This window comes from Rhizobium sp. CC-YZS058 (assembly GCF_034720595.1).
GTDB lineage: Bacteria > Pseudomonadota > Alphaproteobacteria > Rhizobiales > Rhizobiaceae > Ferranicluibacter.
Window position 1 is genome coordinate 2,007,189 of record NZ_JAYESJ010000001.1, and the last position, 12,208, is coordinate 2,019,396.

A 12,208-nucleotide genomic window follows, 5' to 3' on the forward strand; every position below is an offset into this window, starting at 1 on the left:
GTCTCTTCCGCGGAACGGCGCGGCTGGTCGGCGCTGCCTTCAATCACGCCAATCCACGTCACATGCCGGCGAGAGGCCGAGCATGGCGTGCAGGCATTCGCGCAGCAAAAAGGGCCGTACGCAGCGCACGGCCCTCCTTGCGTTCGAACAGGGGAACGGTCAGCCGGCGATGGCCGTGGCGACGGCGTCGAGGGCTTCCGATGCCTTGGTGCCGTCGGGGCCGCCGGCCTGAGCCATGTCGGGACGGCCGCCGCCGCCCTTGCCGCCCAAGGCGGCCGAGGCGAGGCGCACGAGCTCGACGGCGCTGTGGCGAGCGGTCAGATCGTCGGTGACGCCGACGACGGCGCTGGCCTTGCCATCCGGCGCCACGCCGATAAAGGCAACGATGCCGGAGCCGAGGCTCTTCTTGCCGTCATCCGCCAGCCCCTTCAGGTCCTTCGGCTCGACGCCGGAGACCACGCGGCCGAGGAACTTGACGCCGCCGATCTCGCGCACCGCGTCGGCCGAGCCGCTGTCTTCGTTGCCGCCGGTCAGCGCCAGGCGGCGGCGGGCTTCGGCGAGCTCGCGCTCCAGACGGCGGCGCTCGTCCACCAGCGCCTCGACACGCGAGACGACATCGACGGGCTGCACCTTGAGTGCCGAGGCGAGGCTGCGCACGCGCTCGTCCTGTTCGCCCAGATAGGCGAGCGCCTCGACGCCCGTCAGCGCTTCCAAGCGACGGACGCCCGCGCCGACGGCACTCTCTCCGACGATACGCACCAGGCCGATCTCGCCGGTGGCGCCGACATGGGTGCCGCCGCAGAGTTCGATCGAATAGGCCTTGCCGGCCTTGGATCCGTGCAACGCCTTGCCCATCGCCACGACGCGAACCTCGTCACCATATTTCTCGCCGAACAGCGCCATCGCGCCTTCGGCGATCGCATCGTCGACGCTCATCAGCCGGGTCGTCACGGCCGTGTTCTGCACGACGATCTCGTTCGCCATCGCCTCGACACGCTTCAGCTCCTCGGCCGTCATCGGCTTGGGATGCGACACGTCGAAGCGCAGGCGCTCGGGCGCCACCAGCGAGCCCTTCTGCGCCACATGGGTGCCGAGCACCTCGCGCAGCGCCTCGTGCAGCAGGTGGGTGGCGGAGTGATTGGCCCGCAGCCGGCTGCGGCGGGCATGATCGACGGTCAGCGTCACGGCCTGGCCGGCGGCAAGCGTGCCCTCCTCGACCCGGGCGAAATGGACGAACAGGCCGTCGCCGCGCTTCTGCGTGTCGGTCACGGAGAGGCGAACGCCCTCGCCAGCGATGATGCCGGTGTCGCCCATCTGGCCGCCGGACTCGCCATAGAACGGCGTCTGGTTGAGCACGACCTGCACGGTCTCGCCGGCCTCCGCCCGCTCGAGCGACGCGCCCTCGCGGACGATCGCCTGGACCACGCCCTCGGCACTTTCCGTGTCATAGCCAAGGAAATCGGTGGCGCCGAAACGGTCTTTCAACTCGAACCAGATCGTTTCCGTCTGCGCCTCGCCCGAGCCTGCCCAGCTGGCGCGGGCCTCCGCCTTCTGGCGCGCCATCGCATCGGTGAAGCCGGTCAGGTCGACGCCGATGCCGCGGTTGCGCAGGGCATCCTGGGTCAGATCGAGCGGGAATCCATAGGTGTCGTAGAGCTTGAAGGCGGTCTCCCCGTCCAGCGTATCGCCCTGGCTGAGCGTCGCGGTCGCATCCGACAGCAGGCCGAGGCCGCGCTCCAGCGTCTTGCGGAAGCGGGTTTCCTCGAGCTTCAGCGTTTCGGAGATCAGCGCTTCGGCGCGGATGAGCTCGGGATAGGCGCGGCCCATCTCGCCCACCAGCGCCGGCAGCAGCTTGTACATCAGCGGCTCGCGCGCGCCGAGCAGTTCGCCGTGGCGCATGGCGCGGCGCATGATCCGGCGCAGAACATAGCCGCGGCCTTCGTTCGACGGCAGAACGCCATCGGCGATCAGGAAGGCGGAGGCGCGCAGGTGGTCGGCGATGACGCGGTGGCTCGCGCGGCGCTCACCCTCGGCCTTGACGCCGGTCGCCTCTTCCGAGGCCGTGATCAGCGTGCGGAACAGGTCGATGTCGTAATTGTCGTGCTTGCCCTGCAGCAGCGCCGCGATGCGCTCCAGCCCCATGCCGGTATCGATCGAGGGACGCGGTAGGGCGACGCGCTCTTCCTTCGTCACCTGCTCATATTGCATGAAGACGAGGTTCCAGATCTCGATGAAGCGATCGCCATCCTCATCCGGCGAACCGGGCGGACCGCCCCAGATATGGTCGCCATGGTCGTAGAAGATTTCCGAGCAGGGACCGCAGGGACCGGTATCGCCCATTGCCCAGAAATTGTCGCTGGTCGGAATGCGGATGATCCGGCTTTCCGGCAGGCCGGCGATCTTGCGCCAGAGATCGAAGGCCTCGTCGTCGGTGTGATAGACGGTGACGAGAAGCCGGTTCGGGTCGATGCCGAACTCCTTGGTGATCAGGCCCCAGGCCAGCGTGATTGCCCGCTCCTTGAAATAATCGCCAAAGGAGAAGTTGCCGAGCATCTCGAAGAAGGTGTGGTGGCGCGCGGTATAGCCGACATTGTCCAGGTCGTTGTGCTTGCCGCCGGCGCGCACGCATTTCTGCGCGGTGGTCGCGGTCGAGTAGGGGCGCTGCTCGAAGCCGGTGAAGACGTTCTTGAACTGCACCATGCCCGAATTGGTGAACATCAGCGTCGGGTCGTTGCGCGGCACCAGCGGGCTCGAGGGCACGACCTCGTGGCCGTTCGCCTTGAAATAGTCGAGGAAAGTCGACCGGATCTCGTTTACGCCGCTCATCTTGCGCCCTTCAGTTCGGCCCGCGCCCCGCGCTGCCGTTTCCTCGCCGCCGCCGGGCCGGACCGCATGGCGCGAAATCCGGTTCGAAGGGGCCTCTTACCCAATGTCTGCAGGCTTTTATCGCCCGTCCCGAACCCTGTCCAGCCGACAAACAAAAACCGGCCGCCTCCAAAAGAGGCGGCCGGTCGAAAGCCTGTCGGCGACCTGCGGCAGCGACGCCAGACGCGGCGCGGCCGACACGCAAAGCCCTTATGCCAGAGCGGCGTCGTCCCCGTCGTCCTCGGCTTCCGGCGTGCCGTTTTCGAGGAACTTGTCGGCGATCAGGCCGGCGTTCTGGCGAAGCGCCGTTTCGATCTCGCGCGCCGTGTCCGGATTGTCGCGCAGGAAGTTCTTCGAGTTTTCCCGGCCCTGGCCGAGACGCTGGCTGTTGTAGGAGAACCAGGCACCCGACTTCTCGACGATCCCGGCCTTGACGCCGAGGTCGATCAGCTCGCCGGTCTTCGAGACGCCTTCGCCATACATGATGTCGAACTCGACCTGCTTGAAGGGCGGTGCCATCTTGTTCTTGACGACCTTGACGCGCGTCTGGTTGCCCACCACCTCGTCGCGCTCCTTGACCGAGCCGATCCGACGGATGTCGAGACGCACCGAGGCGTAGAACTTCAGCGCATTGCCGCCGGTCGTCGTTTCCGGCGAGCCGAACATGACGCCGATCTTCATGCGAATCTGGTTGATGAAGATCACCATGCAGTTCGACTTGGAGATCGAGGCGGTCAGCTTGCGCAGCGCCTGGCTCATCAGGCGGGCCTGCAGGCCCGGCAGGCTGTCGCCCATCTCGCCTTCGATTTCGGCACGCGGCGTCAGCGCTGCAACCGAATCGATGACCAGCACGTCGATCGCGCCGGAACGCACCAGCGTGTCGGTGATTTCCAAAGCCTGCTCGCCGGTGTCCGGCTGCGAGATGAGCAGATTTTCAAGATCAACGCCGAGCTTGCGGGCATAGACCGGATCGAGCGCGTGTTCGGCGTCGACGAAGGCGCAGACGCCGCCCTTCTTCTGCGATTCGGCGATCGTCTGCAGCGCGAGCGTCGTCTTGCCCGAGCTTTCCGGGCCGTAAATTTCGATGATGCGCCCCTTGGGCAGGCCGCCGACGCCGAGCGCAATGTCGAGCCCGAGCGAACCGGTCGGCACCGTCTCGATCTCGACGACGCTGTCCTTGCCACCGAGCTTCATGATCGAGCCCTTGCCGAACGACCGCTCGATCTGGGAGAGTGCCGCTTCGAGTGCCTTGCTTTTATCCACCGCTTTGTCCTCAACGAGCCGCAAAGAATTCTGTGCCATTCCATCCACCTTTAGGTTATCGGAGCGATCGAGGCAACGAAGCCGCCGCGAAGCAACATGTACTCTTTTTGTTCCGTTTTCGCAAGGGGTCCCCAAGCATTTGACCGACTTTCAGAATTCAGATTTCGTTCTCGACTCGTTCCCTATTCCATGCACTGATGCGCATGGGACCGGATACGGGCGCCCGCAACCGGCTTCGACCCGTGACTGTGGCGGACTTGCCGGGTGACTGGGGAGGGTGACTCGCAGGCTCCTGCCAGCAAGACGGAGCGCGCTGCGCGCCGTGTTCTGGTGATCGGCGGCGCACATATCGATCGGCGCGGCCGCATATCCGGTGATACGGCGATCGGGTCCAGCAATCCCGGGTCCTGGTTCGAGGAGGCCGGCGGCGGCGGGTTCAATGCGGCCCGCAACCTGGCACGATTGGGCAGGCCGGAGCCGGACAGTGCCGACGGCGCGGCGGAGAGCGATCGGTCCATTGAACGTCTGACACTCGCGCCGCTGGAGGTCGCCATGGTCGCGCCGCGGGGCGGCGATGCCGAGGGGGAGGCCGTCGCCGCGGCGGCGCAGGCGGCCGGCGTGGAAGATTGCCCCTTCACCTTTCTCGATCGCCGGACACCGAGCTACACTGCCATCCTGGAGCGCGACGGCAATCTGGTCGTGGCACTTGCCGATATGGCGCTCTACACGCTGTTTTCGCCGCGCCGGCTGCAACAGCGCGCCTTGCGGGAGCGGATCGCCGCTGCCGATCTCGTCCTGCTCGATGCCAACCTGCCTTCGGAAACCCTTCGCGCCGCGCTGCAGGCGGCAAAAGCCGCAGGCGCCATCACAGCCGCGATCGCCATTTCGCCGGCCAAGGTCGAGCGCCTGGTGCCGCATCTGCAGCATCTCGACTGGCTGTTCCTCAACGAGTCGGAGGCCGCTGCCGTCTGCGGGGCCCGGGCGGATACCGCTGCAGACTGGGCGTCCCGCCTCGCTGCCGCAGGGCTCGGCGGCGCCGTGGTCACCCGCGGCAGCCGGGAAGCCGTCATTCTCTCCGCCGCCGGCTGGTTCGCGGTCACGCCGCCCAACCTGCCGGAGTTGAGCGACGTGACCGGCGCAGGCGATGCGCTGGCAGCAGGGGTCCTTGCCGGGCTGCTTTCCGGCCACCAGCCGGGCGAGGCCTTGCGCCTCGGCGTCGCCGCGGCGGGCATCACCGTCCGCTCACCCTTCGCCGTCGCCCCGGAGTTGAGCCCGGCACGCCTGGCCGCGCAGCTCGCCTTTGTGCCGATGGCGGTTCCGCTCTTGCCGATTTCGCCCGATCGGACGCTCTGATGCGCGGGCCAGCGCGTCGCACCTTGGCTTTTGCCCTTCTCCTGAGCCCCGGTTCCGGCTAGGTGCTGCCTCAAGACCGCAATCGACGCGCGACCGGCGCGTCCGCTCCGTCCCCTCCCAAAGGATCGCTCTCATGCCACGTGCCTTCACAGCCCCCCTCGCCTTTTCCGCCGAAGTCGCGGCAGCGCGCGCGCGCGGCGCGCCGATCGTCGCGCTCGAATCGACCATCATCACCCATGGCATGCCCTATCCCGGCAATCTCAACATGGCGCGCAGCGTCGAGGAGATCATCCGGCGGGCCGGCGCCGTTCCGGCCACGATCGCCGTCATCGACGGCACGCTGCATATCGGCCTGGAAGCCGGCGAACTGGAGGCGCTGTCGACCACCAAGGGTGCCATGAAGGTCTCGCGCGCCGATCTCGCCTTTGCCGTGGCCGAGCGGAGGACGGGCGCCACCACCGTCGCCGCGACCATGATCGCCGCCGCGCTTGGCGGCATCCGCGTCTTCGCCACCGGCGGCATCGGCGGCGTCCACCGCAAGGCGGAGGAAAGCTTCGACATTTCCGCCGATCTGGAAGAACTGGCGCGCACCCCGGTCATCGTTGTCTGTGCCGGTGCCAAGGCCATTCTCGACATTCCGAAGACGCTCGAAGTCTTGGAAACCCGTGGCGTTCCGGTCGTCACCTATGACAGCCATGCCTTCCCGGCCTTCTGGTCGCGCGATTCCGGCCTTGCCAGCCCGCTTATGCTGAACAGCCCGGCAGCCATCGCCACGTTCCAGGCCGCGCGCGAGGCCCTCGGCATCGATGGCGGCATGCTGATCGCCAACCCCGTTCCGGAAGAAAACGAGATCCCGCGCGAGGAGATGGAGATCTACATCGCCCGCGCGCTCGACAATGCCGAGCGCGACAAGATCTTCGGAAAGTCGGTCACGCCCTATCTGCTGCAGAGCATTTTCGAGATCACCGACGGCCGCAGCCTGGAAACGAACATTGCGCTGGTCGAAAACAATGCGCGGCTGGCCGCGGAAATCGCCGTCGCCATGGCCTGATCGGTGCGCGCCGCGTCCCGGCAAGGGTGCGGCGCGCCTGCCTTGTCCGCCGGCTCGGCGCCTCAGGCGTCGAGCATCTCCCGAACGGCGATGGCGAGCTGCTTGAGCGAGAACGGCTTCGGCAGGAAGCCGAATTTCGCGTCCGCCGGCAGGTTGCGGGCAAAGGCGTCTTCGGCATAGCCGGAGACGAAGATGAACTTCAGATCTGGATAGGACTTGCGCAGCTCGGTCAGCAGCGTCGGTCCATCCATTTCCGGCATGACGACGTCGGACACGACGATATCGACCGCGCCGTCCAGCTCCTCCATCACCTCCAGCGCCTCCACGCCGGAGCCGGCCTCGTAGACCGTGTAGCCGCGCGTTTCCAGCATGCGCTTGCCGCCCCGGCGCACGGCCTCTTCGTCTTCCACCAGCAGAACGACCGCGGATCCGCCGGTCAGGTCCGTCGGCTCTTCCGCCTTGGCGGCGGCACTGGTGCCGAGCTTCAGGGGTTCGTCGATAGCCCCCGGCTCGCCGGAGGCCGGCAGGACCTCCTCGATATGGCGCGGCAGCAGGATCTGGAAGGTCGTGCCGCGACCGAGCTCGCTGTCGAGATAAATATAGCCACCGGATTGCTTGACGATGCCATAGACCATGGAGAGGCCGAGCCCGGTGCCCTTGCCGACTTCCTTGGTGGTAAAGAAGGGCTCGAAGATCTTGTCGACGATCTCCGGCGCGATGCCCGTTCCCTCGTCCGACACTTCGACCATCACGAAGTCTTCGGCCGGCAGTTCCCGCCGGTTCATCGCCGCGGCTTCCGCGCCGGTCAGGTTGCGGGTCGCGAGCGTGATTGTGCCGCCATGCGGCATGGCATCGCGGGCATTGACGACGAGGTTGATCATCACCTGCTCGAACTGGCCAAGATCGGTCTTCACCGGCCAGAGATCGCGTCCGTAATTGACCTCGAGCTTGATGTTGGTGCCCGTCATGCGGTTGAGCAGCATGCGCAGGTCGCCGATCACGTCGGTCATGTTGAGCACGGTCGGCCGCATCGTCTGCTTGCGGGAGAAGGCCAGCAACTGGCGCACGAGAACCGCGGCGCGGTTGGCATTGCGCTTGATCTCCATCAGATCGGCGAAACTTGGGTCGGATGGACGCGCCGACAGCAGAAGGTGATCGGCCGACAGCAGCACGGCCGTCAGCACGTTGTTGAAATCATGCGCGATGCCGCCGGCGAGCGTGCCGACCGCATTCATCTTCTGCGTCTGCGCCATCTGCGTCTCGAGCGCCTTCTGCTCGGTGATCTCGACGGCATAGAGGATGGCCGATTCCTCCGGCGCCTCGTCGCTCTGATCTGAGACGGCGTTGACGTAGAAGCGGAAGTGGCGCTCGTCGCTGGTTCGGTGCGGCAGGTCGATCGGCGGAATGTCGCTCTGCCGGTCCTTGGCCGCCGAGAGCGCCTCGGCAACCCGCGGCCAGTCGGCCTCGCGCACGAGGATTTCCAGCTTCGCCCCGCTCTCCATGTCGCTTTGGGAGACGACGCCCGAGAAGAGTTTCAGGAAGGGCGCGTTGGTGCGCAGGATGCGCCCTTCACCATCCAGCGAGGCGATCGCCATCGGCGTGTTGTTGAAGAAGCGGTTGAAGCGCATGGCGGCGGCGGAGGCCGAGGCGTCGGTCTCCTCGTCCATCCCCGACCGGGCGAGCACGATGGTGCGGCTTTCGCCCGGGGCCCCGTCCCGCGCCGAAGACACGCGGTGGATGAGACGCACTCCGAAACTCTGCCCGTTGGAGCGGCGCAGGTCGAGATCGAGCGTCTTCGTCTTCTTCAGCCCCGGCTCGGCCTGAACGGCCTGGACGAGCGCAAGGCCCTCGCCGGCCACGAGATCGGCTATTGTCAGCGACCCCGGCTGGAACTTGGCCAGATCGATCCCCAGCCAGTCGGCAAGCGTTGCGTTGATATAGACGACATCGCCGCGCCGCCCGGCGGAGAAGAAGCCGACGGGCGCGTGATCGAGATAATCGATCGCGTTCTGCAGCTCCTTGAAGAAGCGCTCCTGGTCGTCCCGGTCGGCGGTGATATCGGAAATCTGCCAAAGAAACAGCGGATTGCGGTCCTGGCCGGAGAGAGGCAGCGCCCGCGCCTTCAGGCGGAACCAGTGCGCACCGGCGCCGGCCGAGCCGCCCTGCGGCGCGAGCGGCTTCATCAGCCGGAACTCCTCGTGCCCGGCCTTGCCTTCACGCAAGCCGTTGGTCAGCCGGTAGACCGCCTCGGTCGCATCCCGGTCCCGTGCCAGGATGGTTTCGAGCGACTGCACATCCGTCGCGTCGCGCGCGCCGGTCAGCAGGCCATAGGCGGCGTTGGCATAGACGATCCGGCCCTTGCGATCGGTGATCAGCGTCCCGTCGGGATGCCCGTCCAGGAAAGCGCGCGCGAGCTCGTCCGGCCGCGCATCGGGCATGATCTCGATGAAGCCGATCACGGCGGAAACGAGGAAGAAGATGCCGACCATGGCCAGGATGCCCAGCATGCCAAGCACGATCTCGCTGCCGAGCTGGTCCTTGAACAGGATGAAGGCCCCGGCCGAGGCGGTGAGCACCAGCGCCAGGAGGACGATGCGCATCACAAGCGCCGGCCGTGCGCCCCGATCGACGATCGGCCCACGGTAGTCCTCTGCCTGTCGCAGTTTGGTCATCAAGCCTCTCAGCCAGCCCGCCTGCCGCCTGCCTCGGCCCTTGAGGCGCCGGCCAGGCTTCGGCAGCGGGCTGAAGTCATTCCATCCAGCAGGCTCTGTGCGAAACCCTCGCCGCAGCGTGCGGTCCGGCCATCCTCTCGCATTCATTACCTGATTCTCTGTAGCACCGCCGTGGTGGGCCACAAAGCGCCATGGCGCCCTGCCCCGGCCAATTCACAAGGAATCGGCCACGCAAGCGCCCCGCCCCGGCATGCCGGACTTATCGCCGGTACGGGTTGCAAAAAATGCGCGGCGAGGCTTGCCTCGCCCTTGCCAGATGCGGCATCGGGGACAAATCGGAACACGGCTTGTTTCAAGTCGCAAAACGCCGTCAAATAGTCCGGCCCGCCCCTCGGGCGTGGCGCATCGCACGCACCTCGCGTCGGACGATCAAGGAGTTCAGGATGTTCGAAGACCTCGCCGCCACCAGCGGCATGCGCTTTCTTCTGGCCGGCGCGGCCGTGGCTGCCGGGTTGGTCATCCTTGCGGTGGTATTGCGCTTCCTGAAGAACCGGCCGTCCTCGCCCTTCGTGCGCGGCGGCAAGAACCGTCAGCCGCGGCTGGCGGTCTTGGATGCAGCGGCCGTGGATACGCGGCGGCGTCTGGTCCTCGTCCGGCGCGACGAGGTCGAGCATCTCATCATGATCGGCGGCCCGACGGATATCGTCATCGAGAGCCGCATCGTCGGCGCGCAGCCTATGGCAGCGGCGGCGCCGTCCGCTTCTTCTGCGCCCCAACCGATGCCATCGCCTGCCCAGGACCGGCGCCGTCCGGTCGAAAGCCCGGCCGCACCCATGGCCGTTCCGGCTTCGCAACCGGCAGCCGAGCCGGTGGCGCGCGCCGTACCGGTGGAGCGCCGGGCGGAGATGCGGCCGACGCCGAGCCCGGTTCCGCCCCCTGCTGCGGCCCCGCTCTCGCCCGTGCAGCCTCCCGTGGCGAGCACGCCGGCTACCCCGCCGATCTCCTCGATGGGCCAGGCGCTCTATGGCGACCAGGAGCCGGCCGCACCGGTGCGCGGCGCGCAGGCCAGGCCGCAGCCCACTCCGGCCGCTCGCCCGGCCGACCGGCCGGCAGCGCCGAGAGCCGAGCCGGCACGCCCGATGGCCGCCGCTCCTGGCCGATCGCCGGAGGATATTCTCGACGCCGCGCGCAACCGCGTGCTCAACACGCCGCCATCCGCACCCCAGCCTGCGACGGCGCTCGCGTCTCCCCCCGAGGCGGCGCGGCGGACCGACGCTGGCGATTTCGAACGTCTGCTCGATGCCGAAATCTCCGGCGATCTCAGCCGCCTGACCGCGACGCCCACCTCGCGCCCCACCACAGGAGCCCCGCCCCGCGCGGAGCCGACGCTGGAAGAGGAAATGAACCGGATGCTGGGCGAAATGGGCCAGCGACGGCCCTGACCGGCGGGCGGAGAGTTTCGTCCGCCTGCTGACCAGCATTTCTAAGGAGCAATGGTCGTGCGTCAATGGCGGAGCCTCGTTGGCGAGGCTTCGCGGCGGAATGCTGTCCAGCGCGCTGGCCGCCCCCACCCTATGGCGGCGGCGAACAAGAAAAAGGGCCGCGCCGAATTCCGGCGCAGCCCTGTCATCCTGCTCATCCCATCGCGCCATGTCCGGCAGACCTGTCGCCGGCCGCGACCGGCTCACTCGTCGCGATAGACCTTCTCGCGGCGTTCGTGGCGCTCCTGCGCCTCGATCGACAGCGTGGCGATCGGACGGGCGTCCAGGCGGCGCAGGCCGATCGGCTCGCCGGTCTCCTCGCAATAGCCATAGGTGCCCTCGTCGATCCGCTGCAGGGCAGCGTCGATCTTGGAGATCAGCTTGCGCTGCCGGTCGCGGGCGCGAAGTTCGATGGCACGGTCGGTTTCGGAGGAAGCCCGGTCGGCGAGATCCGGATGGTTGGCGCTCTCTTCGGCGAGATGGCCGAGCGTTTCGCGCGCCTCGCGAAGAATGTCGTTTTTCCAGGCATTGAGCTTGGCGCGGAAATAGGCCCGCTGGTTGGCATTCATGAATTCATCGTCTTCGGAAAGAACGAAGGTACTAAGATCGATCTTCTCACTCAACGCGATTCTCCTGAAGAACATCTCATGTGCGGCGCTCTATAGACCCCTGCCGACAGGCTTTCAAGTCTCCGACGAGCGCCGCCAGAGTTTTGGCGACTGCCTCTCTCTAAAGCTAACAGGCTAATATTTCATCAAAATTACAGTTTTGTGATGGACGCAGTGCAGCAAAGCCTGCGCGAGATCGCCAAGAGACGAGAATTTCTCTTGACAGGCTCTGTCCAGAACCGCCCGGGCGCTCAAAAAGCAGGCGCATGTTTTCTTCATCCCGCACTGCTTGATCTTCCTGCCTCGCCAGCCGACAAGAAGAGCTTCTCTCGCAGACGGAGCCTCCGCCATGACCCCGACCGCCAAAGCGCCGCTCCTGATCGCCCGCCATGCCCGCGCCGCTGCCTCCGCGCCGAGCGGCCGCGACTTCGACCGACCCCTGGACGCGACCGGCCGTTTCGACGCGGCGGAGATGGGCGCGCGGCTGGTGGCAGAAGGCTGGGCGCTCGGCCATCTGGTGCTCTCGCCGGCGCTGCGCTGCCGGGAGACGGCAGCCGCCTTGTCTGCGCCCCAGGCGCCGCTGTCCGAGCGTGAAGAGCCGCGTTTCTACAGTGGCGGCGTGGAGGCTTACCAGGCGGTGATCGAGGCGGCGGCGCCGGATGCCTCCATGACGCTGATCGGCCATAATCCGAGCGTCGATCAGCTCGCCCGCCTGCTGCTCGGTGAGGCGGAAGCTGCCCGACACCTCCCCTTCGGCTTCCCACCCGGCGCCGTGCTCTGCCTCGACCGCCAGGCGGACGGTTCGGTCCTCTTCCTGGCCTTCCTGCAGCCCTAGACCTCCGGCTCCGCGAGGCGCCGTTCGTTCGAACGCGCGTTCGAAAGCTTTCATCTGCCGCATCCGCTTCCTATATCGCG

8 protein-coding genes are annotated in these 12,208 nt (G+C 66.9%); 4 read left to right on the forward strand and 4 right to left on the reverse strand.

Annotated features, from left to right (window positions below):
• Window positions 1-159: 159 nt before the first annotated feature.
• Entirely contained in the window at window positions 160-2,826 is a 2,667-nt protein-coding gene (gene alaS, locus U8330_RS09560) for an alanine--tRNA ligase (protein ID WP_323105008.1), read from the reverse strand.
• Window positions 2,827-3,075: 249 nt separating this feature from the next.
• Window positions 3,076-4,167 (reverse strand): recombinase RecA, encoded by a 1,092-nt coding sequence (gene recA, locus U8330_RS09565; protein ID WP_323105009.1) that lies wholly within the window; start codon window positions 4,165-4,167, stop codon window positions 3,076-3,078.
• A gap of 225 nt (window positions 4,168-4,392) precedes the next feature.
• On the opposite strand from recA, the gene U8330_RS09570 reads away from it, so the two are divergent.
• Together U8330_RS09570 and U8330_RS09575 are read left to right on the forward strand one after the other, a co-directional pair.
• The gene (locus U8330_RS09570) at window positions 4,393-5,481 is read left to right on the forward strand and encodes a carbohydrate kinase family protein (protein WP_323105010.1); all 1,089 of its coding nucleotides are present in this window, start codon (window positions 4,393-4,395) and stop codon (window positions 5,479-5,481) included.
• A gap of 133 nt (window positions 5,482-5,614) precedes the next feature.
• Window positions 5,615-6,532, forward strand: a complete 918-nt coding sequence (locus U8330_RS09575; protein ID WP_323105011.1) for a pseudouridine-5'-phosphate glycosidase — start codon at window positions 5,615-5,617, stop codon at window positions 6,530-6,532.
• A gap of 62 nt (window positions 6,533-6,594) precedes the next feature.
• Here U8330_RS09575 and cckA read toward each other — a convergent pair whose 3' ends face one another.
• Window positions 6,595-9,204, reverse strand: a complete 2,610-nt coding sequence (gene cckA, locus U8330_RS09580; protein WP_323105012.1) for a cell cycle histidine kinase CckA — start codon at window positions 9,202-9,204, stop codon at window positions 6,595-6,597.
• A gap of 443 nt (window positions 9,205-9,647) precedes the next feature.
• On the opposite strand from cckA, the gene U8330_RS09585 reads away from it, so the two are divergent.
• The gene (locus U8330_RS09585; protein ID WP_323105014.1) at window positions 9,648-10,646 is read left to right on the forward strand and encodes a histidine kinase; all 999 of its coding nucleotides are present in this window, start codon (window positions 9,648-9,650) and stop codon (window positions 10,644-10,646) included.
• A gap of 242 nt (window positions 10,647-10,888) precedes the next feature.
• Here U8330_RS09585 and dksA read toward each other — a convergent pair whose 3' ends face one another.
• Window positions 10,889-11,308 (reverse strand): RNA polymerase-binding protein DksA, encoded by a 420-nt coding sequence (gene dksA / locus U8330_RS09590; RefSeq protein ID WP_323105015.1) that lies wholly within the window; start codon window positions 11,306-11,308, stop codon window positions 10,889-10,891.
• Window positions 11,309-11,642: 334 nt separating this feature from the next.
• Between dksA and U8330_RS09595 the strand changes: the two genes are divergently transcribed.
• A complete protein-coding gene (locus U8330_RS09595; RefSeq protein WP_323105017.1) occupies window positions 11,643-12,128 on the forward strand; it encodes a SixA phosphatase family protein in 486 nt (161 codons plus the stop codon).
• The last annotated feature ends 80 nt before the right edge of the window (window positions 12,129-12,208 follow it).